At 60.9% G+C, this 22,211-nt stretch carries 21 protein-coding genes; 19 read left to right on the plus strand and 2 right to left on the minus strand.

Annotated features, from left to right (window positions below; translation table 11 throughout):
* The 4 genes from FH061_RS16370 to FH061_RS16385 form a co-directional block, all read left to right on the plus strand.
* Positions 1-278, plus strand: a 278-nt coding sequence (locus FH061_RS16370) for an electron transfer flavoprotein subunit beta/FixA family protein (protein WP_404822479.1), incomplete at its 5' end; no start/stop codon positions are given.
* 50 nt (positions 279-328) lie between these two features.
* The gene (locus FH061_RS16375) at positions 329-1,258 is read left to right on the plus strand and encodes an electron transfer flavoprotein subunit alpha/FixB family protein (protein WP_151636914.1); all 930 of its coding nucleotides are present in this window, start codon (positions 329-331) and stop codon (positions 1,256-1,258) included.
* 150 nt (positions 1,259-1,408) lie between these two features.
* A complete protein-coding gene (locus tag FH061_RS16380) occupies positions 1,409-3,199 on the plus strand; it encodes an acyl-CoA dehydrogenase (protein WP_151636915.1) in 1,791 nt (596 codons plus the stop codon).
* Positions 3,200-3,512: 313 nt separating this feature from the next.
* Complete coding sequence (locus FH061_RS16385) at positions 3,513-3,950, plus strand: DUF4864 domain-containing protein (RefSeq protein ID WP_151636916.1); 438 nt, start codon at positions 3,513-3,515, stop codon at positions 3,948-3,950.
* A 329-nt stretch (positions 3,951-4,279) separates the two neighbouring features.
* On the opposite strand, the gene FH061_RS16390 is transcribed toward FH061_RS16385, so the two are convergent.
* On the minus strand, positions 4,280-4,627 hold the full coding sequence (locus tag FH061_RS16390) for an NINE protein (protein ID WP_151636917.1): 348 nt from the start codon (positions 4,625-4,627) through the stop codon (positions 4,280-4,282).
* Positions 4,628-4,850: 223 nt separating this feature from the next.
* Between FH061_RS16390 and rpsP the strand changes: the two genes are divergently transcribed.
* The 9 genes from rpsP (at position 4,851) to fumC (ending at position 14,703) form a co-directional block, all read left to right on the plus strand.
* Positions 4,851-5,105, plus strand: coding sequence for a 30S ribosomal protein S16 (rpsP, locus tag FH061_RS16395; protein ID WP_151636918.1), 255 nt, complete (start codon positions 4,851-4,853; stop codon positions 5,103-5,105).
* Positions 5,106-5,129: 24 nt separating this feature from the next.
* Positions 5,130-5,660: a ribosome maturation factor RimM gene (gene rimM, locus FH061_RS16400; protein ID WP_151636919.1), complete on the plus strand. Its 531-nt coding sequence runs from the start codon at positions 5,130-5,132 to the stop codon at positions 5,658-5,660.
* A gap of 46 nt (positions 5,661-5,706) precedes the next feature.
* The gene (trmD, locus tag FH061_RS16405; RefSeq protein WP_151636920.1) at positions 5,707-6,456 is read left to right on the plus strand and encodes a tRNA (guanosine(37)-N1)-methyltransferase TrmD; all 750 of its coding nucleotides are present in this window, start codon (positions 5,707-5,709) and stop codon (positions 6,454-6,456) included.
* Between the two features lie 113 nt (positions 6,457-6,569).
* Entirely contained in the window at positions 6,570-6,956 is a 387-nt protein-coding gene (rplS, locus tag FH061_RS16410; protein ID WP_151636921.1) for a 50S ribosomal protein L19, read from the plus strand.
* 294 nt (positions 6,957-7,250) lie between these two features.
* Positions 7,251-7,922: a CoA pyrophosphatase gene (locus FH061_RS16415; RefSeq protein ID WP_151636922.1), complete on the plus strand. Its 672-nt coding sequence runs from the start codon at positions 7,251-7,253 to the stop codon at positions 7,920-7,922.
* Between the two features lie 81 nt (positions 7,923-8,003).
* Positions 8,004-8,960 (plus strand): CobD/CbiB family protein, encoded by a 957-nt coding sequence (locus FH061_RS16420; RefSeq protein WP_151636923.1) that lies wholly within the window; start codon positions 8,004-8,006, stop codon positions 8,958-8,960.
* Positions 8,961-9,510: 550 nt separating this feature from the next.
* Entirely contained in the window at positions 9,511-9,846 is a 336-nt protein-coding gene (locus FH061_RS16425; protein WP_151636924.1) for a DUF3579 domain-containing protein, read from the plus strand.
* Positions 9,847-10,263: 417 nt separating this feature from the next.
* Positions 10,264-13,146, plus strand: a complete 2,883-nt coding sequence (locus FH061_RS16430) for a bifunctional diguanylate cyclase/phosphodiesterase (RefSeq protein WP_151636925.1) — start codon at positions 10,264-10,266, stop codon at positions 13,144-13,146.
* Between the two features lie 165 nt (positions 13,147-13,311).
* A complete protein-coding gene (fumC, locus tag FH061_RS16435; protein WP_151636926.1) occupies positions 13,312-14,703 on the plus strand; it encodes a class II fumarate hydratase in 1,392 nt (463 codons plus the stop codon).
* Between the two features lie 133 nt (positions 14,704-14,836).
* On the opposite strand, the gene FH061_RS16440 is transcribed toward fumC, so the two are convergent.
* On the minus strand, positions 14,837-15,739 hold the full coding sequence (locus tag FH061_RS16440; RefSeq protein ID WP_151636927.1) for a LysR family transcriptional regulator: 903 nt from the start codon (positions 15,737-15,739) through the stop codon (positions 14,837-14,839).
* Between the two features lie 102 nt (positions 15,740-15,841).
* Between FH061_RS16440 and FH061_RS16445 the strand changes: the two genes are divergently transcribed.
* The 6 genes from FH061_RS16445 to FH061_RS16470 all read left to right on the plus strand — a co-directional run bounded on the left by FH061_RS16445 (position 15,842) and on the right by FH061_RS16470 (position 22,052).
* On the plus strand, positions 15,842-16,549 hold the full coding sequence (locus tag FH061_RS16445) for a histidine phosphatase family protein (RefSeq protein ID WP_151636928.1): 708 nt from the start codon (positions 15,842-15,844) through the stop codon (positions 16,547-16,549).
* Between the two features lie 7 nt (positions 16,550-16,556).
* The gene (locus FH061_RS16450; RefSeq protein ID WP_151636929.1) at positions 16,557-17,327 is read left to right on the plus strand and encodes an SDR family oxidoreductase; all 771 of its coding nucleotides are present in this window, start codon (positions 16,557-16,559) and stop codon (positions 17,325-17,327) included.
* A gap of 251 nt (positions 17,328-17,578) precedes the next feature.
* The gene (locus FH061_RS16455) at positions 17,579-18,031 is read left to right on the plus strand and encodes a PaaI family thioesterase (RefSeq protein WP_151636930.1); all 453 of its coding nucleotides are present in this window, start codon (positions 17,579-17,581) and stop codon (positions 18,029-18,031) included.
* A gap of 91 nt (positions 18,032-18,122) precedes the next feature.
* Entirely contained in the window at positions 18,123-19,340 is a 1,218-nt protein-coding gene (locus tag FH061_RS16460; RefSeq protein ID WP_151636931.1) for an acyl-CoA dehydrogenase family protein, read from the plus strand.
* A gap of 19 nt (positions 19,341-19,359) precedes the next feature.
* A complete protein-coding gene (locus FH061_RS16465) occupies positions 19,360-20,124 on the plus strand; it encodes an SDR family oxidoreductase (RefSeq protein WP_151636932.1) in 765 nt (254 codons plus the stop codon).
* 185 nt (positions 20,125-20,309) lie between these two features.
* Positions 20,310-22,052, plus strand: coding sequence for a long-chain-fatty-acid--CoA ligase (locus FH061_RS16470; protein WP_151636933.1), 1,743 nt, complete (start codon positions 20,310-20,312; stop codon positions 22,050-22,052).
* Positions 22,053-22,211: the final 159 nt, after the last annotated feature.

Below are 22,211 nucleotides of genomic sequence, written 5' to 3' on the forward strand. Positions count from 1 at the left end.
AAGTCGACGGCGGCCTGGAGACGATTGCACTGCAGCTGCCGGCGATCGTCACCACCGACCTGCGCCTGAACGAGCCGCGCTATGTGACGCTGCCCAACATCATGAAGGCCAAGAAGAAGCCGCTGGAAACAGTCAAGCCGGCAGATCTGGGTGTTGACGTGACGCCGCGCCTGAAGACCCTGAAAGTGTCCGAGCCGCCCAAGCGCTCGGCCGGCATCGTGGTCAAGAGCGTTGAGGAGCTGGTCACCAAGCTCAAGAACGAAGCCAAGGTCATCTAATCAGCCAGCGGTCGAACGCGCTTACCTCCAATTCAGATACGGAATCCATCATGACTGCACTCGTCATTGCTGAACACGACAACGCCTCCCTGAAGGGAAGCACCCTCAACACCGTCACCGCCGCCGCTGCCTGCGGCGGTGACGTCCATGTGCTGGTTGCCGGCGCCAACTGCGGTGCCGCCGCCGAAGCCGCCTCCAAGATCGCCGGCGTGTCCAAGGTGCTGGTTGCCGATGCGCCTCACTTCGCCGACGGCCTCGCCGAAAACGTGGCCGAGCAGGCACTGGCCATCGCATCCTCCTATTCCCACATCCTGGCCCCGGCCACCGCCTACGGCAAGAACATCCTGCCGCGCGTGGCCGCCAGGCTCGATGTCGGCCAGATCTCGGAAATCACCAAGGTCGCCTCGCCCGATACCTTCGAGCGTCCGATCTACGCCGGCAATGCGATCGCCACCGTGCAGTCGGCCGATGCGGTCAAGGTCATTACCGTCCGCACCACCGGCTTCGACGCGGCAGCCACCGGCGGCAGTGCCGCGGTGGAAACCATCACCGCGGCGGCCGACTCCGGCAAGTCGGCGTTCGTGTCGCGCGAAGTGGCCAAGTCCGACCGTCCGGAACTGACGGCGGCCAAGGTGATCGTTTCCGGCGGGCGCGGCATGGGCTCGGGCGACAACTTCAAGATCCTGGAGCCGCTGGCCGACAAGCTGGGCGCGGCAATGGGCGCGTCGCGCGCGGCGGTCGATGCCGGCTTCGTGCCGAACGACTGGCAGGTGGGACAGACCGGCAAGATCGTGGCGCCGCAGCTGTATATCGCGGTGGGCATTTCGGGCGCGATCCAGCACCTGGCCGGCATGAAGGATTCGAAGACCATCGTGGCGATCAACAAGGATCCGGAAGCGCCGATCTTCTCGGTAGCCGATTACGGCATCGTCGGCGATCTGTTCGAACTCGTGCCGCAACTGGTCAACGAACTCGGCTGATCCGCGTCACCGATTTACGGAATGGGCGCACGACGCCCATCGCAAAAAGAGTCACGTTACCGGGCAGGATTGCCGGCTTTGTCGCGAAGCTTGTTCCGAAGGCTTCGCCATACGGCCCGCAATCCTGCCCTTTTCCTTGGAGACTGAAAAATGAGTTATGTCGCCCCGCTGAAGGACATGCAGTTCGTCATCAACGAACTCGCCGGCCTTTCCCAGGTAAATGCCTTGCCCGGATGCGAGGACGCAAGCCCGGAAACCGTCGAGGCGGTGCTGGAAGAAAATGCGAAATTCTGCGCAGAGGTCATTGCGCCGCTGAACGCGGTGGGCGACAAGGAGCCCAGTTCCTGGCAAGACGGGAAGGTAACGACAACCAGAGGCTTCAGGGAGGCATTCAAGGCGTTTGGCGAGGCGGGCTGGCAAGGAGTGCAGCATCCGGTCGAGTTCGGCGGACAAGGCTTGCCCAAGCTGGTGGCCACTCCCTGCATCGAAATGCTCAACTCCGCCAACCTCTCGTTCGCGCTCTGTCCCTTGCTGACCGACGGCGCCATCGAAGCGCTGATGACCGCGGGCACCGATGAACAGAAAGAGACCTACCTGGAAAACCTGATTTCCGGGAAATGGACGGGGACGATGAATCTGACCGAGCCGCAGGCCGGATCGGATCTCGCGCTGGTGCGCACGCGCGCAGTGCCGCAGGGCGACGGTACCTACAAGCTCTTCGGCACCAAGATCTTCATTACCTATGGCGAGCACGACATGGCCGAAAATATCGTCCACCTCGTGCTTGCGCGCACGCCTGACGCGCCTGAAGGCGTCAAGGGCATTTCCCTGTTCATCGTTCCGAAATATCTGGTCAATGCCGACGGTTCTCCGGGGGAGCGCAACGACGTGCATTGCGTCTCCATCGAGCACAAGCTGGGCATCAAGGCGAGCCCGACCGCCGTGCTGCAGTTCGGCGACCATGGCGGTGCTGTGGGCACCATGGTCGGCGAGGAGAACCGCGGTCTTGAATACATGTTCATCATGATGAACGCGGCCCGATTCGCGGTAGGCATGCAAGGCATTGCCGTCGCGGAACGCGCGTATCAGAAGGCGGTGCAGTATGCGCGCGATCGCGTGCAGTCGCGCGACCTCGCCGGTTCCAGCGGGCCGGTCGCCATCATTCATCATCCCGATGTGCGGCGCATGCTGATGTCGATGCGGGCGCATACCGAAGCTGCGCGCGCGCTTGCCTATGTAACGGCGGCAGCCCATGATGTCGCGCATCATCATCCGGATGAAGCCATGCGCAAGTCGAACCAGGCCTTCTATGAATTCATGGTGCCGGTCGTCAAGGGCTGGTCGACCGAGATGTCAATCGACGTCGCTTCCAATGGCGTGCAGGTCCATGGCGGCATGGGATTCATTGAAGAGACCGGCGCCGCGCAGTACTACCGCGATGCGCGCATCCTGCCGATTTATGAAGGCACGACGGCGATCCAGGCGAACGACCTCGTGGGCCGCAAGACGGTACGCGATGGTGGCGCCACCGCCAGGAGCATACTTGCACTCGCACGCGAGACAGCGGAACTGATGGCCGGCCATGCGAGTGCCGATCTTGCCGCCATCAGAAAGCAGCTCAATCCTGCAATCGAGGCGCTGGACGAGGTGGTGGCTCATGTCGTCGGCAATATGAAGGCCGATATCAAGGGCGTGTTCGCAGGCAGCGTGCCGTATCTGAAAATGGCCGGTATCGTGCTCGGCGGCTGGCAGATGGCGCGCGCCGCCCTGATCGCTGAACAAAGGCTCCAGGCGGGAGAGGGCGATGCCCGTTTCTATGCAGCCAAAGTCGCCACGGCGCGTTTTTATGCCGATCATATCCTGCCGCAGGCCTACGCCTATCGCACCGCCATTATCGATGGCGGCCAAGGAGTGATGGCGCTTGCGGAAGAACAGTTCTGATCCGGCGGAAGAAAACGCTCTAATACCAATTCCGAGCCATTCCATCCGATGAGATCGCGGCTGTTTCACCTGGCCGCGGTGCGCTCGTCATCCATCGCCCTGCTATGGATTTCTGATCTGCCGCCTCGGCCTCGCCAGTCGAAAAATCCATTGATCACATTTGGCATGTTATGGCTCGGGATTGATATAGCGCTAGAAGGCAGCCATCGGCTGCCTTTATTTTTATGGCGGCGTGAACTCCGGCAGCATTTGGAAATCTTGGCTATATCGGGCAAACATTTCTGCAATCCTGGTTTCGGGTCCGGAGGTGATCATGAAACGGCTGCTGGCTACGGCAACCTTGCTGTGTGGACTGGCGGGTCCCTGGTGGACTTCCGCCTTTGCGCTCGGCGCCATCACGACGGCCGACGCGATCGCCATCCATGAAGCCGTGCAATCGCAGCTGGAAGCGCTGGCCAATGACGATGCGGACGGCGCATTCATGCAGGCGACGCTGCAGAAGCGCCTGCTGTTCGGAAGCCCGGACAATTTTCTGCGTCTGATCAAGAAAGAATACAATCCCATCTACCGTTCACAGGGCGTGATCTTTTCCGCGCCGGAAGTGATCCATGGCGAGGCCGTGCAAATCGTGCGCGTCACCGATGGCAGCAGCAAGGTATGGGTGGCCGTATTCTTGATGGTGCAGGAAGAGGATAGCAGCTGGAAAATAGACGGCTGCCAGCTGCTGGAAACGACAAGCGTCTCCATCTGATGCCTTTGCCCTGATGACCTGTCCGGTACTTCCCGCAGCGCATGCGGAGCGGTGCGCAAGTCAACGGGCTTGTTTGCAATGACCAGGATGGTCGCGCATTATTGCAGATTAGATAGTGGCAATGTCACGCCGGGAGCCTGCATCCCCCGCCCCTCTGTACTCCATGACATTCTTCACCGCAAAACACGGGCAAGCCGGGCATCTGCGATTCCCGCTATTGTCTGCATCGCCGACGCATTGAGCCCATCGTACACCGTCTACCGGCACGGCTTTGCATGGCGGTGAGCTTCAGCATCATGCAGCAGCTTTGCTATCGCCCATCGGGCCGATCAGCCATAGGCTCCGCCGGTAAACAGCAGGTCGAATGTCCGGGCGATGGCAGCGATCAAGGCGGTTGCGCCGCCCCCGAAGGTCAATACCAGCAGGAGAATGAGCGGCCAGCCGGAGTTCGATGTCTTGCCGGACTCCCGATTGTGCTGCTCATCCCATTTTTCATCCGGAGTAAGGCCAAGCATCAGTGCGGCAATGAATCCGGCGAAGATGGAAAACGGAAACAGCACGACATGCAGCCATGCCCAGCGGTCGGTGCGGCCGTAGAGGTAGAATCGGTGCGCGCCGATGCCGCCCAATACCGCGGCGAGCAACGTGGCGAATGTCTTGTTCTTGTGGGGCTTCATAGGGAAAATATGGCTTGCTCAGGGAAAACTTTCCAAGTGTCGCATGAAACGTGGGCTCGACTTGATCGATGCAAGTATTGCCAGGTTTTTGCGCCGCGTAGTGTGCATGAGAGCAAAAGGGAAAGCAATGTCGGCGACAATTCTTTCGAACTTGCCGCCAGCCTTGAAAACGGGCTATAATTCTCGGCTTTTTCCGCCCTAGAATAATTTTTGGAAGCAGATTATGGTCGTCATTCGTTTATCCCGTGCCGGTGCCAAGAAGCGCCCTTTCTTCAATATCGTTGCAACGGATTCGCGCAATCGCCGCGATGGCCGTTTCATCGAGCGCCTCGGTTTCTACAATCCGGTTGCATCCGGCAAGGATGAGTCCTTCCGCATCACTCAGGATCGCCTGGCTTACTGGCAAGGTGTTGGCGCCCAGCTGTCCCCGACAGTGGCCCGCCTGGTGAAAGAAGCCGGCAGCAAAGCAGCAGCTTAATTGTCGGTAAAGTCTGTTTCAGGGATGGCTGTCCCTGATGATCTGATCCTGGTTGGTCATGTCACCGGTGCATACGGCATCCAGGGCTGGGTAAGAATCAAGCCTTATTCACTGGATGCGGATGCATTGCTGCATGCGCAGACCTGGTGGCTCGACAAGCCGGCTCTGCGTGATGTGGACATGCTGCAGGCCAAGATGCATGGCGAAGATGTCGTTGCCAAGTTGATGGGCGTGCCTGACCGCAATGCAGCTGAGGCTCTGAAAGGGGCCACTGTGCAGATCCGGCGCAGCCACTTTCCTCCGCTTGAGGATGATGAGTTCTACTGGATCGACCTGATTGGACTCTCAGTCGAAAACCTGGAGGGAGAAGTGCTGGGCACCGTGGCTGGCCTGATGGATAACGGCGCGCATCCCATACTTCAGGTGGCGGCCCCGGCTGCGGCAGGGCAGGATCAGAAGCCGAAAGAATGGCTGATTCCGTTTGTCGACCAGTTCGTCAAGACTGTGGATCAGGCAGGAAGAAAAGTGGTTGTCGACTGGGGCCTGGATTTCTGAGGCTTCATGACCGATCGGAAAGTCAGCATGTCAAGGGTGGGTCAAGATGCAGTTTGATGCGGTCACGCTCTTTCCCGACATGTTCAACGCGATAACGCAGTCCGGTATCACTCGGCGAGCGTTCGAGCAGAAACGATGTGCATTGTCCTTGTGGAATCCTCGCGATTTCACGAATGACAATTACCGCACGATCGATGATCGTCCTTATGGCGGCGGCCCCGGCATGGTCATGCTGGCAAAGCCTCTGGAAGCGGCGATCGAGGCGGCAAAGTCACGCCAGGCGCAGCTTGGTCTGCCTGTGCCGCGGGTCGTATATCTGTCCCCGCAAGGTCAGCCGCTTACCCATCGGCGTGTCATGCAGTTTACCGCGGAGAGCGGTGTCGTTCTGTTATGCGGACGCTACGAGGCGGTCGATCAGCGCTTGCTCGACCGCTGCGTGGACGAAGAAATCAGCCTCGGCGATTTCGTCCTGTCCGGCGGCGAACTGCCGGCAATGGCCTTGATGGATGCGGTAATACGCCAGTTGCCCGGAGTGCTCAACGATGACGTGTCGGCGGTCGAGGACAGTTTCGTCAACGGCCTGCTGGATTGTCCGCACTACACCCGTCCAGAAGTCTATGACGGCATGCCGGTGCCCCCGGTACTGATGGGCGGGCATCATGCCGAAATAGAAAAATGGCGGCGCGAGCAATCGCTGCTGGTGACGGCCAGGAAGCGGCCCGATCTGATCGCCAGGGCGCGTGAGGAAGGATTGCTGTCGCGCGCCGATGAAAAGTTCTTGAGCAGTTTGTCGTAGAAGTTTTGATTTGCAGTATCGAGCGGATGATGCTTGTCCGCGTGTTTAACCCCATCCTCTACCGGGCACTCAATGCAATGCTGGCGCCGGCATGATGGTTACAGGAGCTAAAAATGGATCTGATCCAGAAACTCGAGCAGGAAGAAATCGCCCGTCTGGGCAAAAACATCCCCGAATTTGCACCGGGTGATACAGTGGTTGTGAACGTCAACGTGGTTGAAGGCACCCGCAAGCGTGCTCAGGCTTACGAAGGCGTCGTGATTTCGCGTCGCAATCGCGGTCTCAATTCCAACTTCATCGTGCGCAAGATCTCTTCCGGTGAAGGCGTGGAGCGTACGTTCCAGCTGTATTCCCCGCTGATCGCTTCGATCGAAGTCAAGCGTCGCGGCGATGTGCGTCGTGCGAAGCTGTACTACCTCCGTGATCGTTCGGGCAAGTCCGCACGTATCAAGGAAAAGCTTCCGAATCGCCGTGCAGTGGCGGAACAGGCAGCCGAATAAGCTGCAGGTTCGCAGGCAAAAGGGCACCGCAAGGTGCCTTTTTTCTTTTGTGCATTTTGTGGCGTATCCGCCTTGATCGCGCTGCCAGTACCTTTATCCGGTATTCAAGTTAGAATCCCTGACACGCTTGGCAAGAAGAGCTTGGCGGGCCCTATATCGCAGTGGCGCTAGCAAAGCCGTCGGAGTCGTCAGACCAGTCAAACCAACGGAACCCGCCCATGCATGCCGGCATCCGGCGTTGCGCGCCACTGGCAGCGGTTATCTTGTTAAGCTATCCATCCGAGGATGCAAGCCTTGTCGAAACTTATATTTGATCCCGAGGCGCTTCCGGTCGATTCCATTGCAGGCGAGCCCGCAGTGAGCCCGGAACGCCTCACCGTCCTGGCACTGCGCGAACGCTTTGCCCATCCGCCCGAATGGATACGCGAGGAATTCAGCGAGCGCCGTCTGCGCAAGCTGACCGGGGAACCTACGCCGGCTTCGGTGCTGATGCCCCTGGTCGTGCGCGAGGAGGGCATCACCATGCTGCTGACCCAGCGCACCGCACATCTGAACGACCATGCCGGTCAGGTCAGCCTGCCGGGCGGTCGCGTGGAGGCCGCTGACACCTCCGCAATTGAAACGGCCCTGCGCGAAACCGAGGAAGAAGTCGGCTTGCATCGCCGGCATATCGAAGTCCTCGGTATCCTGCCCGACTATTTCACCGGCACCGGGTTCAGGGTGACGCCGGTGGTGGGCTTGGTGCAGCCGCCCTTTGAACTTCGTGCGGATCCTTTCGAAGTCGCAGAGATATTCGAAGTCCCGCTGGCCTTTCTGATGAATGGCATGAACCATCAGCTGCGCAGCTACGAATATCCCGACAGCGGGGGGCGGCGCAGTTTCTACACGATGCCCTATGACCGCTTTTTCATCTGGGGCGCAACGGCCGGCATGCTGCGCAATCTTTTCCATTTCCTGCGCGCCTGAATGGCAACGCAGGCAATGCGGGTTTGATTATGATCTTGCACTGCGTTATCGTAGCGGTTGTGTGAATACCAAGCCAGGCCAATGACCTTTCTTTCCATCCTCTTTGCATTGCTGCTCGAGCAGCTCAAGCCGCTACGGGCCGACAATCCGATGTACGCGGCGGTCAAGCAGCTTGCCGCCCGCATGGAAGCCACGTTCAATGCAGGCCAGGAAGCACATGGCCGCATGGCATGGGTTGTTGCGATGCTGGCGCTTCTGGTGCCATCCATGGCCGTCTACTGGGTGTGCCTGCGCATCAGTCCGTTTCTGGCGCTGCTCTGGAATATCCTGATCGTGTACCTGACATTGGGATTTCGTCATTACAGCCACTATTTCACCTCGATCCAGCTGGCGCTCGGCAGCGGTGACGAGGCCGGCGCTCGCAGCCTGCTGGCGGAATGGACAAAGCAGGACATGACGGCAATGAACGTCAGCGACATTTCGCGTGTCGCCGTCGAACAGGCATTGATTACTACGCATCGCAATGTCTTCGGTGTTTTCTTCTGGTTTGCGATGCCGATCGGCCCGGCCGGGGCCATTCTTTACCGAGTGGCCGAATATCTGGCTCGCGCATGGAACGAGCCCGAGCACCTGAGGAACGAGGCATTCGGGCGCTTCGCGACGAAAGCCTTTTACTGGATCGACTGGATTCCGGCGCGCCTGACCGCTATCGCCTTCGCCATTGTCGGAAACTTCGAAGATGCCATTTATGCATGGCGTAATTTTGCGCATCGCTGGAAGGACGAAGCCATCGGCATCATTCTTTCCGCCGGAGGCGGCGCAATGGGCCTGCGCCTGGGTACGGCGACGGAGAGTGCCGCAAGCCTGCCGGTGGCAGATGCCGCGACCGTGGATTCGATCAGCATCGAGCCAGATGTTCCGCCCGGGGAAGAGGCCAATGTGCGTGCCCTGCAGAGCACTGTCGGCCTTGTCTGGCGTGCCCTGTTGCTCTGGATGCTGCTACTGCTGCTGCTTTCCATCGCCGTCTGGCTGGGCTGAACTCCATTCCTGAATCCTGATTTTCATCGTGTGGGCTGCGAACCCGCACCTTCCATCCTTGTCTATGGCGTACCGTGCAGGGCGGCCTGCTTTATACGGACAAAGTACAGAGACACAGCGTCTCCGTTTGACGGACGCCCGAATCCGGCCCTGCTGCTGCATGTCTTCGCGTGGAATTTTGCCCGATGGCGCCAAAGCAGCAGGCCACCACGGCCGGAAAGCTTCCGGCCGGGACTGAAGCCACGCAAGAACGGCGAGCTGACACCGATGAATCCGCTTGCATGAACGTTGCTTCAATCCAACGCGGGAAGGGTGAGTGGTTTCATGCTCGAAAACGCGATCCATCATTCTTTGCAATGTCTACTAGTCACGCGGTGCTATTTTCATAATGCGGGATGTTGTTTCGCTCCAACTCTTCTATAAGATATAATATGCAAGAATATTGAAAGACTGGTGCTGCATAATGGCAGCCGAAACGTCGGTCAGGTTGTGCATCTACCCGTGCAAGACCCGCACCGGAACAGCAATGTCAGGAAGGCAAGCCGCATACATGGCCGAATTCACCAAACCCACGACCGTCGCACGCGAGTTCTTTATCCAAGGCCTGACGAGCGATGGCCGGCAGTTCCGGCCCAGTGACTGGGCAGAGCGCCTGTGCGGCGTCATGTCATGCTTTCGTCCCGAAGGAAGCGGCGGACGCAATGCCCACCTGGGATATTCGCCTTACGTGCGGCCGACGGTGCTCGGTGGCGTGAAATCGGTTGTCGTCAATGAGGCCCTGCGCGATATCGAACCGCTTGCCTATCATTTTGTTGTCAACTTTGCCAAGGATAACGATCTCCAGATTGTTGATGCCTGTCTCGTGCCGGATCAGAAAACCAAGTAAGCAGCCTCTTCAGCCACATATCCAACCTGGACCGCGAGTGTCCGGGAAACATACAGGCGGCGTTCGCCCATTCCGGATTTCCATATTTCCTTTCCGTCGGCTTCCCGTAGGGAGCTGCATGTTGTGTCTCGCAAAAACACTCTCCCCAGTCTTAGCTTTCCTTAAGGAAATAAATCGGCTAACCTTGCAGGTAATACCAGTTCCGTCATGTTGGATGCCGTGAGAGCGTGTTCTTTTCAGCCTGGCCGGCCACGTCTTGCCGGCTGAAAGAATCCATCGATCTCGTTCGACATGGAATGACGCGGGATGGGGATGCATCAGGTTTAGAGCAGGTTGCACGCAACTTACACTGGAACGCAATCGCTCCGGTTTAGCCCTCGGCGGCTCAGCAATTTCATCAACCTCAGTGGAGAAGGAATGCCCAGGAGCCGCCAGCCTTTTTCCTCTTCCGCAGTCGCGGTGCTGGTCCTGATCGCAGGTCTGATCGCCACCTCCATTCTATTTGCCGGCATCAGACGGCTTGAGCACGACAAGGTTGAGCTCGAATTCCAGCAGCGGGCGAACATACGCATTCTCGCCATACAGCAGCAGCTGGATGAAACCATCCATACGCTCAGGGTGCTCAATCAAACATTCGTCAGCTTCCAGGCCGTCAGCCGGGAACAGTTCCGTAGCTTCTCCCAACCGCTGCTGCAGCGGCATGCCTATATCCAGGCGTTCAACTTTCACCGCTTCGTCAGTGCGGCGGAGCGCGAGGCCTATGTGGCGGAGATGCGGCGCATTTATCCGGACTATGTGATGCGCCAGATGGAGAACGGTCAACTGGTGCCCGCGAAACCCGCGGAACGGCATCTGATCGTCGACTATATTGAGCCGATAAAAGGCAACGAAGCTGCCCTGGGGCTTGATTCCGCTCCCAATATTCCTCTGGCCGAAGCCGTGCGCTGGGCCACCGACAGCGGGCAGCCGACCTCCACCGCCTTGCTCAAGCTGGCCCAGGGCAATGGACGCCAGAACGGATTCCTGGTCGTGATGCCGATTTACCGCCGCGGCATGCCGATCGATACCGTCGAAGAGCGCCGCGCGGCCGTCGTCGGCGATACCGCGGCGGTCTTCAACGCCGAAGTCCTGATTGAAAGGATTCTGGCGGAAAGCGGAATGCTGAACGATCCGCCGCTCAGCATCAATGTGTATGCCAGCTCCGATATCGATGACCGCAATCTGGCGTTCCGAAGGGGCGAGCGGCCTCTGTCTCCGAACGAGCTTGCCGCCTCGGCACGTCCGCTGATTCCGCACTGGCTGTTCCGCGATCAGCCGGAGCCGGTCATGCATGACTTCGATCTCGCCGGGCGTCCCTGGAAAGTCGTCATCTCGCGCAATGCCGAGCCGTTCATGGCGCGCCATGCCGGATCCCTGGCAACGCTTGTCGGCGGCATATTGATGAGTCTGCTGGTGGTCGGCTTCTTCCAGACGATGTCGATCCGCTCGCGCCGCGTGCATCGCCTGGTGGAGCAGCGCACCGCTGAACTGCGCGCGGCCAATGCCAGGCTGAGCGAGGATATCGCGGCGCGCAAGCGCGCGGAAGACGCCTTGCAGCTGCGCCAGAGAGCGATCGAGGCCAGCGCGAATGCCATTATCATCACCAGCGCCGCAGCGCCGAATTATCCGATCCAGTATGTCAATCCCGCCTTCGAGCGCATCACCGGTTATTCGATGGAGGATGTCAGGGATCGCAGCTGCAGTCTGCTGTGGGCGGATGACCGTGCACAGCCCGAGATCCAGGAAATCATTGCCGCCGTCCGCGAAAGCCGGGAAACACGCATCACGCTGCGGACCTATGGCAAGGATGGCCGCATGTTCTGGAGCGATGCCTACATTGCGCCGGTGCGCGATGAAAACGGCGCGGTCAATCATTATGTGGTGGCGATCAATGACATTACCGCCACCAGGCGTTACCAGGCCGAACTGGAATTCCAGGCGACCCGCGACACGCTGACCGGACTCGCCAACCGCAATCTGCTGCACGACCGCCTGCGGCAGGCCAGCGCGTATGCCACCCGCTACGGCCATCCGGTGTGGCTGCTGTTCCTCAATCTGGACCGGTTCAAGTTCGTCAACGACACTCTCGGCCACCGGGCAGGCGACGAACTGCTCAAGATCGTTGCCGACCGCCTGCGCGGCGCGGTTCGCGAAACCGATACGATCGCCCGCATGAGCGCCGATGAATTCGTCCTGCTGCTGCCGGAACGCACCGAGGAGCATCTCTCGCCCGCTCTCGTGCAGCGCATCATGGATGCCGTGGCCGAACCCATCATCATAGAGGGCTATGAGTTCGTCATGGGTTGCAGCATCGGTATCGCGGTATGTCCGTCCGACGGCTTGGAAGCCGATACCCTCATCAAGCATGCCGGCATCGCGATGTACCGCGCCAAGGAAACCGGGCGGAACAACTTCCAGTTCTTCACGCCGACCATGAACGAGCACGCGTTGGAGCGGCTGCGCATCGAAAAGGATCTGCGCAGCGCCCTCGAACGCGAGGAGTTCCTGCTGCATTATCAGCCGCAGGTCGACCTGGCGACGGGAAGGGTGCTCGGCATGGAAGTGCTGATACGCTGGCAGCATCCGGTGCTCGGCATGGTGCCGCCAGACCGGTTCATCGAGATCGCCGAGGAAATCGGCTTGATCGTTCCGATCGGCAGCTGGGTATTGCGCGCCGCCTGCCATCAATGCGTCGCATGGCAGCGAGCAGGCTTGGGGCCGCTGCGGGTTGCGGTCAACCTGTCGCCTTTCCAGTTCTACCGGGAAGACCTGGCGCATACGGTCAGGACCGTGCTGGCCGAATCCGGACTGGCGCCGCACCTTCTAGAGCTGGAGCTGACGGAAAGCATGATGATGAACGACATCGAACATGCGGTCTGCATCCTGCAAGACCTGAAATCGATCGGCGTGCACTTGTCGATCGATGACTTCGGCACCGGTTACTCCAGCCTCTCATATCTGAAGCGCTTTCCCATCGATCTGCTCAAGATCGACCAGTCCTTCGTGCGGGATATCACGGTCGATCCGGATGATGCGGCGATCGTGCTGTCCGTGATTTCGCTGGCGCACAGCCTGCGCCTGAAGGTGATCGCCGAAGGCGTGGAAACCGAAGCGCAGCTTGCCTACCTGAAGCGTCACGGCTGCGATTACATGCAGGGCTATTATTTCAGCCGCCCGCTGCCGGCCAAGGAATTCGAACAGCTGCTGCGCGAGCGGCATTCCCTTCCGCAAGACGAATCCCTTCTTCTTCCCCAGATTTAGACATTCCCCAAGCCTGAATCATGTGTAGCCCTGGCCGTGCATGACTTGCGGGCTCGGGCTATGCTTTGCATGTCTTCACGACGCGGTCAAAGGGTTTCCCCCGCGGGAACGCCGATCGGCAACGCAGATCGAACCGCAACCACAATCGAGCAATGGAGAACAGGCATGGCCGACACCCGGATAGAGCGCGACACCTTTGGTCCCATCGATGTGCCGGCAGACCGGCTCTGGGGTGCCCAGACGCAACGGTCGCTGCATCACTTCCATATTTCCACCGAACGCATGCCGGCCAGCCTCATCCTTGCGCTGGCTCAGGTCAAGCGCGCGTGCGCAGCCGTCAACCGCGAGCTGGGGCAGCTTGATGCGGGAAAGGCGGGCGCCATCATCGCCGCCGCCGATGAAGTGATCGCGGGGCAACATGATGCCGAGTTCCCGCTGTCGGTCTGGCAAACCGGTTCCGGCACCCAGAGCAACATGAACATGAATGAAGTGCTGGCCAACCGCGCATCGGAACTGCTGGGTGGGCAGCGCGGCGAAGGCCGGCTGGTGCATCCCAACGATGACGTCAACATGGGCCAGTCCTCGAACGACATCTTTCCCACCGCCATGCATGTCGCCGCCGCCGCCAGCACCGCAAAGTCGCTGCTGCCCGCGATCGACGCCCTGCGCACGACGCTGGCGCGCAAGTCCGAGTCATTTGCCGCCATCGTCAAGATCGGCCGCACGCATCTGCAGGATGCGACGCCACTGACGCTCGGGCAGGAATTTTCCGGCTATGTGGCCCAGCTCGAGCATGCGCATGGCATCGTGAAGGCGTCGCTGCCTGCACTGTGCGAGCTGGCGGCCGGCGGCACCGCGGTCGGCACGGGACTGAACACCCATCGCGAGTTCGGCGCGCGCGTCGCCGCCGAACTGGAGCAAGCCATCGGCCTGCCGTTCAGGACGGCGCCGAACAAATTCGCCGCATTGGCCGGTCATGATGCACTGGTCGCGGCGCACGGAGCGTTGAAGACGCTGGCGGCGGCACTGATGAAGATCGCCAACGATGTCCGCTGGCTGGCGTCCGGGCCACGTTCCGGGCTGGGCGAAATCACCATACCGGAAAATGAACCCGGCAGCTCCATCATGCCCGGCAAGGTCAATCCCACGCAGTGCGAAGCGATGACCATGCTGTGCAGCCAGGTGTTTGGCAATGATGTGGCGCTCAATATCGGCGGCGCGTCGGGCAACTTCGAACTCAATGTGTTCAAGCCGCTGATCGCGCACAACTACCTGCAAAGCGTGCGCCTGCTGGCGGACGGCATGCACAGCTTCGACGAACATTGCGCGCAAGGCATCGAAGCCAACCATGCGCGCATCGGCGAGCTGATGGAGCGATCGCTGATGCTGGTCACCGCGCTGGCGCCGCATATCGGCTACGACAAGGCGGCCCAGATCACCAAGCGCGCCCATCATGACGGCACGACGCTCAAGCAGGCGGCGCTGGCGCTCGGGCATGTCAGCGAAGAGGATTTCGACCGCTGGGTCAAGCCGGAGGCGATGGTGTCGCCGCGCTGAGCCGGCGTCAACCGTTTCGGTAGCGCAGGCACGCACTGGCTGCGCACTACCCGCGCATTGATTGCGGCTGCCCGGCGTACTGTCTACTGTCCATACGCGTGCGCTGCTGCATCTCAACGCCCTGCAACCCGCTCTAGTCTTGCGCCGACTGCATGATCTGCTCCCGCAGCCAGATGTTGGCCGGATCGGCATCGACATTCGCATGCCAGTACAGAAACACGTCAAAGGCCGGCACCTCGAGCGGAAAGGGCAGGATCTGGTTGCCGAACTGCTCGTTGGCAATATGCGCATAGCGTCCGGGCATGGTCAGCAGCATGTCGGTCTGGCTCACGACCCGGCAGGCGGCGAAGTAATGCTGGCAGCGCAGCCTGACCCGTCTTTCCACGCCGAACCGGCTGAGTTCGAAATCCTCCAGCCCCGGGCCGCGCCGCCGCGAGCTGGCCAGAATGTGATCTTGTTTCAGATAGGAGTCGAGGTCGAGCCGGCCGTCGATATCGGGATGGCCCTTGCGCGCCACCACCACGGTCGCATCCTGATAGATGCGGGTATGCATGATGTCGCTCGACAACGGCAGCAGTACGTCGATGGCGGCGTCGAGGGTGCCGGCCGCAAGCTCGGTTTCCAGTTCGCGCCGCTCGACATGGCTGGCGGCAAGATCCACCTGCTGCGCATGTTCCCGGATGCGCAGCATCAGCGGCGGCAGGATGGTGGATTCCAGCACGTCCCGCAGCGCCAGGTTGAAGCGTTTCTGCGTGCTTGCCGGATCGAAAGCATGCACGCCGTTCAAGGTCACTTCCAGGCCGCGCAGCGAACGGCGGATCGGATCGATGATGCTGCGCGCCAGCGGCGTTGACACCATGGCATGTCCCTGCCGCACGAACAGGGGATCGCCGAACATCTGGCGCAAGCGGTTGAGGGCATGGCTGATGGCCGGCTGCGTCAGATTGAGCTTCTGGCTGGCGCGGGTGACGCTGCCTTCGGTATAGATGGCTTCGAATACCGTGAACAGGTTGAGGTCGACTCTGGAAATATGCATGGAATTTATGCGGACCGATAATAACTATTCATTTGATCGATTCTAAACCCGGCGATATGCTTCCCACAACCCGCCGCACTGCGGCAAACTGGGAAGCCTCCAATGGGACAGATTTACCTCGTTCGTCACGGACAAGCATCATTCGGCAGCGCCGACTATGACCAGCTGTCGGAACTGGGCCAGGAGCAGGCCCGCCTGCTGGGAGAATGGTTCGCCAGCACCCATCAAGGCTTTCACCGCGTCGTCTGCGGCGGCATGAAGCGGCACCGCCAGACGGCCGATGCCTGCATCGCGGCGCTCCCCAAGGCGTCCCGCATCGAACTCGACTGGGAAACCGACCCCGGCTTCAATGAATACGATCATCATGAAGTGATGGTCCGCCACCGTCCGGAGTTCGACGATCCGGAGGAGGTGAAGCGCTTCCTCGCCTCCAGCCCGAAGGCGAAATACGCATTCCAGGACATTTTCCAGGCCGCCATGTCGCGCTGGATGAGCGGCCTCTACGACAGCGAATACCGCGAGCCCTGGCCGGCCTTCCAGCAGCGCTGCGTGGGAGCGCTGCGCCGGGTCATGGCCAGCGCCGACAAGTCGCAGAGCATTCTCGTGTTTACCTCCGGCGGCACGATTTCCACCATCTGCCAGCACATCCTCAACCTGCAGAACAAGCAGGTGGCCGAACTGAACTGGTCGCTCATCAATTGCGCCGTGACCAAGCTGCTGTTCCAGGGCGACCGCGTCACCCTCAACACGCTGAACAACTATGCCCACCTCGAGTGGCTGGGCAAACCCCACACCATTACCTATCGATAGGAAGAGCATGAGCAACGCAAACCTGTTTGACCTCGCCGGCAAAGTCGCGCTCGTCACCGGCGCCAGCCGCGGCATCGGTGAATCCATCGCCACCACGCTGGCCGCTTACGGCGCCCATGTGATCGTGTCGAGCCGCAAGCAGGACGCCTGCGAGACCGTCGCCGCCAAGATCCGCGAAGCCGGCGGTTCGGCCGAGGCAATGGCCTGCCATATCGGCGAAATGGCCCAGATCGAAGCGATCTTCGCCGCCATCGAACAGAAGCACGGGCGCCTGGATGTGCTAGTCAATAACGCGGCAACCAATCCCTATTTCGGACCCATTGTCGACACCGACCTATCCTCGTTCCAGAAGACGCTCGACGTCAACATCAGGGGCTACTTCTACAGCTCGGCGCATGGCGCCAAGCTGATGGCCAGAAACGGCGGCGGAAGCATCGTCAATGTCGCTTCCGTCAACGGCGTCATTCCCGGCGACATGCAGGGGATCTACTCGATCACCAAGGCGGCCGTGATTTCCATGACCCAGGCCTTCGCCAAGGAGTGCGCGAAGTCCGGCGTGCGCGTCAATGCGCTGCTGCCCGGCGCGACCGACACCAAGTTCGCGGCGGCGCTGGTGCACAACCCGGAAGTGCTCAACCGCATGATGCCGCATGTGCCGATGCGCCGTGTCGCGCATCCCGATGAAATGGCGGGCGCGGTGCTGTACCTGGCGTCGAACGCGTCGAGCTACACCACCGGCACCGCACTCAATGTCGATGGCGGTTACCTGATCGGTTGACAATCGGGGCAGCGAAAGAGCAGCAAGAGCAACAAGAGCAACAAGAGCAACAAGAGCAACAAGAGCAGTGAGAGCAGGTGGAGACAAGGCAGCACCATGAAAAAGCGGCAGCAGGGCGGATGTGATTCGCCCTGCGAAGCCGACAAGCCTCAGCTGCAACGGCAACCCGCCTCTGATTCCCGCAAGATCCAGCAACGGCGGCGACGTATCACGTCGCGCCGCGTGCCTGCGCACGCCCCAAGGAGATGGTCATGAGCAATCGTGCAATCGAACCCGCCAACCCGGCGTATGCCGAAGTCCTGCAGCGGATGGTGCTCGCCATGCCGATGGCGCGTGAGCTGGGCCTGCAGTTCAGGCGCGTCGCGCCCGGCGAAGTGGATCTGCTCATACCTTACCGCGACGCATGGAGCTTCCGCCCCGGGCAGCTGCAGGCCACGGCCATTTTCGCCGCCGCCGACTTCGCGGCGGTGGCTGCCGCCGGCACGCTGCTCCCCGCGGGATGGATCAATGCCAGCGTCGACTGTACGCTGAAAATCGTCGGGCCGGCCGACGGCGAAGCGCTGCTCGCCCGCGGCCGCATCGTTGATGCCGGGAGATTGCTCAGCGTCTGCGCCGCCGATGTGTTTTCGGTCCGCGACGGAAAGGAATTCCTGTGCGCCACGGCGCTGGCCACCGACCGCAATATCGAAGTGAAGAGCAAATAGGACATCGGAGGGCCGGCATCGGGAATCAGGATGCCGGTCTCATTGACCATCCCGCGCAACGCATGCTGCGCAATACATGACGGAGTGAAAAATGGATTTCCAGTACAGCCCGAAGGTCAAGGAACTGCAGAAACGCCTGATTGCGTTCATGGACGAGCACGTCTATCCGAACGAGGACCGCTATTACGCCGAGGTCGAATCCAACCGCGCCAAGGGCAACCAGTGGGTGCCGACCGTCGTCATTGAAGAGCTCAAGGACAAGGCGCGCGCGCAGGGCTTGTGGAACCTCTTCCTGCCCGAATCCCACCGCGGCGCGGGACTGACCAACCTGGAATACGCTCCTCTGTGCGAAATCATGGGACGCGCGCTCTGGTCGGCCGAAGTCTTCAACTGTTCCGCGCCCGACACCGGCAACATGGAAACGCTGGAACGCTATGCCAGCGAAGAACTCAAGCAGCAATGGCTGCAGCCGCTGCTCGAAGGCACCATCCGCTCCTGCTTCGCGATGACCGAACCGGCGGTGGCTTCGTCGGATGCCACCAACATCGAATCCTCCATCGTGCGCGACGGCGATCAATATGTGATCAATGGCCGCAAGTGGTGGTCGTCCGGCGCCAATGATCCGCGCTGCAAGGTTTTCATCTTCATGGGCAAGACCGACGCGGCCAATCCGAACCGTCATCTCCAGCAATCGATGATCGTGGTGCCGCGCGACACGCCCGGCGTGACGATACTGCGCAACCTGCCGGTATTCGGCTATGACGATGCGCCGCACGGCCATGCCGAGGTGCTGTTCGACAATGTGCGGGTCCCGGCGGCGAACATCCTGCTCGGCGAAGGCCGGGGCTTCGAGATCGCGCAGGGCCGCCTCGGCCCGGGACGCATCCATCACTGCATGCGCCTGATCGGTTTGGCCGAACGCGCACTGGAAGACATGTGCAAGCGCACCCTGAAACGGGTCGCCTTCGGCAAGCCGGTGGCGGAGCAGACGGTGACGCTCGAACGCATCGCCAATGCGCGCATCATGATCGACCAGTCGCGCTTTCTCGTTCTCAACGCCGCCCACATGATGGATACCGTGGGCAACAAGGTGGCCGCCAAGGAAATCGCGATGATCAAGGTGGCCGCTCCCAACATGGCATGCCAGGTCATCGACTGGGCCATCCAGGCCCATGGCGGCGGCGGCGTGACCAGCGACTTCAAGCTTGCCTATTCGTATGCGCAGGCGCGCACGCTGCGGCTTGCGGACGGCCCGGACGAGGTGCACCGCAACCAGATCGGCAAGCTGGAACTGAAGAAATATCAATAACAGGCAACAAGGAAAAACCATGAGCGCAATGGGATTCAACGGCAAGGCCGTGCTGGTGACCGGCGCGGCCAGCGGCATCGGCCGGGCCGCGGCACTGTCCTTCGCACGGGAGGGCGCGCGGGTGGTGGCGTCCGACGTGGACCGGGCAGGCGGCGAGGAAACGGCGGCAATCATCAGGCAAGGCGGCGGCGAAGCCGTGTTCATCGCCGCCGATGTGTCGAAAGCGGCAGAGGTGCAGGCGCTCGTCGCCGGCGTCGTCGAACGCTACGGCCGGCTCGACTGCGCATTCAACAATGCCGGCATCGAGATCGAGCACCTGCCGCTGGCCGAATCGGATGAAGCCACCTTCGACCGCATCATGAACGTCAACGTCAAGGGCGTTTGGTTGTGCATGAAGTACGAGATTGCGCAGATGCTTGCGCAGGGCGGCGGAGCGATCGTCAATACCGCCTCGGTGGCCGGACTGGTCGGCGCGCCGACCCAGCCCATCTATGCCGGCAGCAAGCATGCGGTGGTCGGCATGACGAAAACCGCGGCGGCGGAATACGGGCGCGCGGGCATCCGTATCAATGCGGTGTGCCCCGGCATCATCCGCACGCCGATGATGGACCGTGCGATCGAGCGTGAACCGCGCCGCGCAAAGGCGGTGGAGAAAGTGCATCCGATCGGGCGTCTGGGCGAGGCGCAGGAAATCGCGAATGCGGCATTGTGGCTGTGTTCCGACGGCGCATCCTTCGTGACCGGGCACCAGCTCGCGGTGGACGGCGGCTTGACCGCCATCTGATCTTCGCCTGCTTGGCACTTGTTCACACAACACGGAAAGACATATAGATCCGGCCCGAAACTATGTTGAGCCGGATCTCCTCACCCCGGCCCTCTCCCAGAGGGAGAGGGTGAGATCAGCGGCTCGAAAAACGAACCATTTTTATGAACCGTTTTTCGGGCCGAATCAAATAGGAGACGGCAGGCATGGCAGCGGAAGCGGATGCAAAGGCAGGGTCCGGCAACACGAGCGGACAGCAATACCCCTGGATCAAATCCTATCCTTCCGGCGTGCGTTGGGATGCTCCCCTGCCCACCATGCCGGTGCCCGAGCTGCTTGAAGATGCGGCGGCGAAATGGCCGGATCATCATGCGATCGATTTCATGGGCAGGCGCACCAGCTATCGCGAGCTGCTGCAGCTGGTCCACCGTGCCGCGAAAGGCTTTCAATCCCTCGGGGTGAAACCCGGCGTGCATGTCGGACTGTACCTCCCCAACACGCCGCATTACGTGATCGCCTTTTTCGGCGTGCTGAGCGCAGGCGGCATCGTGGTCAATTATTCGCCGCTGGATGCGGAGGCGGTACTCGAGCACAAGATCGACGACAGCGAAACCGATCTCATCGTCACGCTGGACCTGGCCTCGCTGTACCCGCAGATGCGGCAGATGATCGGCAGGACGCGCCTGAAGCGCCTGGTGGTCGGCAGCATTGCCGAGATGAGCGCGCAGCCGGAAACGGTGCAGGCGCAGATGGAGCAAGGCGGCTTGCTGGCCCGGCCGGTGCACGACCCCCATCATGCGAGCTTTGCCGATCTGCTGAACAACGACGGCGCATTCACGCCTTGTCCGGTCGCCGATGTCAGCCAAGCGGTCGCCGTGCTGCAGTACACCGGCGGCACCACGGGCATGCCCAAGGGCGCGATGCTCACCCATGCCAATCTGACGACGGCATGCAGCCAGATCGCCGCGGTGGTCAGCGGCGATCCGCCGGTGCTCGAGGAAGGCAAGGAGCGGGTGCTGGCGGTGCTGCCGCTCTTTCACATCTATGCATTGACGGTAAACATGCTGTTCGGGCTGCGCATGGGGGCGGAGATGATTCTTCACACGCGCTTCGACGCGCAGGCCGTGTTGCAGGACCTGTCCGCGAAACGCATCACCGTGTTCCCCGGTGTGCCGACGATGTACACCGCCATCATCAATCATCCGGATATCGACAAGCACGACCTGAGCGCGCTGAAGTTCTGCAACTCCGGCGGCGCGCCGCTGCCGGTCGAAGTCAACCAGCGCTTCCAGCGCCTCACCGGCTGCTGCCTGGTCGAAGGATGGGGCATGACCGAAACATCCCCGACAGGCACCTTCACGCCGGTCTACGGCACGCAGAAGGTGGGTTCCTGCGGCATGCCGACGGTGGGCGTCGTGCTCAAGTTCCTGGATGTCGACGATCCCTCGAAGGAAGTGCCGCGCGGCGAACGCGGCGAGATGTGCATCAAGGGGCCGAATGTGATGAAGGGCTACTGGCATCGGCCGGAAGCGACGGCCGCATCGATGACGGCGGATGGCTTCTTCCGCACCGGCGATGTCGCATGGATGGATGAGGACGGCTTCGTATTCATCGTCGATCGCACCAAGGACATGATTCTATGCGGCGGCTACAACGTCTATCCGCGCCTGATCGAGGAAGCGATCTACGAGCATCCGGCCGTCGCCGAAGTCAGCGTCATCGGCGTGCCCGATGCCTACCGCGGACAGTCGCCGAAAGCCTTCATCGCGTTGAAGAAGGACGCCGAGCCCTTTACCCTCGATGAGCTCAAGACCTTCCTCAAGCGCAGGCTGGGCAAGCATGAAATGGTGCAGGCTATGGAGATCCGCAAGGAGCTGCCGAAGACGCCGGTGGGCAAGCTGTCGAAGAAGGAGCTGTATGACGAAGAATCGCGCAGACATGCGTCCTGAACCGTGCCGGCATTCCGTTCAAGCCGGTGCGGGGCAGGTTGGAGAGGGGGAAAAGGCGGTGACGGATCGGCGGGCAGAAAGCGCCGAATGGAAAGCGCGCAAAAGCATGCGGTGAAGCGAAGAGGCAGGGTGGAAAGCAAATGGTGCGGAATACCGGTT

It is taken from the genome of Noviherbaspirillum aerium (genome assembly GCF_008929045.1).
GTDB classification, from domain to species: Bacteria; Pseudomonadota; Gammaproteobacteria; order Burkholderiales; family Burkholderiaceae_D; genus Noviherbaspirillum; species Noviherbaspirillum aerium.

What these genes read in the sequence shown, in the direction of transcription:
- fumC (WP_151636926.1), top strand. Translation starts at nt 13,312, where the DNA reads ATGGCCGACACCCGGATAGAGCGCGACACCTTTGGTCCCATCGATGTG.
- FH061_RS16420 (WP_151636923.1), top strand. Translation starts at nt 8,004, where the DNA reads ATGACCTTTCTTTCCATCCTCTTTGCATTGCTGCTCGAGCAGCTCAAG.
- rplS (WP_151636921.1), top strand. Translation starts at nt 6,570, where the DNA reads ATGGATCTGATCCAGAAACTCGAGCAGGAAGAAATCGCCCGTCTGGGC.
- FH061_RS16390 (WP_151636917.1), bottom strand. Translation starts at nt 4,627, where the DNA reads ATGAAGCCCCACAAGAACAAGACATTCGCCACGTTGCTCGCCGCGGTA.
- FH061_RS16385 (WP_151636916.1), top strand. Translation starts at nt 3,513, where the DNA reads ATGAAACGGCTGCTGGCTACGGCAACCTTGCTGTGTGGACTGGCGGGT.
- FH061_RS16450 (WP_151636929.1), top strand. Translation starts at nt 16,557, where the DNA reads ATGAGCAACGCAAACCTGTTTGACCTCGCCGGCAAAGTCGCGCTCGTC.
- FH061_RS16430 (WP_151636925.1), top strand. Translation starts at nt 10,264, where the DNA reads ATGCCCAGGAGCCGCCAGCCTTTTTCCTCTTCCGCAGTCGCGGTGCTG.
- rpsP (WP_151636918.1), top strand. Translation starts at nt 4,851, where the DNA reads ATGGTCGTCATTCGTTTATCCCGTGCCGGTGCCAAGAAGCGCCCTTTC.
- FH061_RS16470 (WP_151636933.1), top strand. Translation starts at nt 20,310, where the DNA reads ATGGCAGCGGAAGCGGATGCAAAGGCAGGGTCCGGCAACACGAGCGGA.
- FH061_RS16380 (WP_151636915.1), top strand. Translation starts at nt 1,409, where the DNA reads ATGAGTTATGTCGCCCCGCTGAAGGACATGCAGTTCGTCATCAACGAA.
- FH061_RS16375 (WP_151636914.1), top strand. Translation starts at nt 329, where the DNA reads ATGACTGCACTCGTCATTGCTGAACACGACAACGCCTCCCTGAAGGGA.
- FH061_RS16465 (WP_151636932.1), top strand. Translation starts at nt 19,360, where the DNA reads ATGAGCGCAATGGGATTCAACGGCAAGGCCGTGCTGGTGACCGGCGCG.
- FH061_RS16445 (WP_151636928.1), top strand. Translation starts at nt 15,842, where the DNA reads ATGGGACAGATTTACCTCGTTCGTCACGGACAAGCATCATTCGGCAGC.
- FH061_RS16455 (WP_151636930.1), top strand. Translation starts at nt 17,579, where the DNA reads ATGAGCAATCGTGCAATCGAACCCGCCAACCCGGCGTATGCCGAAGTC.
- trmD (WP_151636920.1), top strand. Translation starts at nt 5,707, where the DNA reads ATGCAGTTTGATGCGGTCACGCTCTTTCCCGACATGTTCAACGCGATA.
- FH061_RS16460 (WP_151636931.1), top strand. Translation starts at nt 18,123, where the DNA reads ATGGATTTCCAGTACAGCCCGAAGGTCAAGGAACTGCAGAAACGCCTG.
- FH061_RS16425 (WP_151636924.1), top strand. Translation starts at nt 9,511, where the DNA reads ATGGCCGAATTCACCAAACCCACGACCGTCGCACGCGAGTTCTTTATC.
- rimM (WP_151636919.1), top strand. Translation starts at nt 5,130, where the DNA reads ATGGCTGTCCCTGATGATCTGATCCTGGTTGGTCATGTCACCGGTGCA.
- FH061_RS16440 (WP_151636927.1), bottom strand. Translation starts at nt 15,739, where the DNA reads ATGCATATTTCCAGAGTCGACCTCAACCTGTTCACGGTATTCGAAGCC.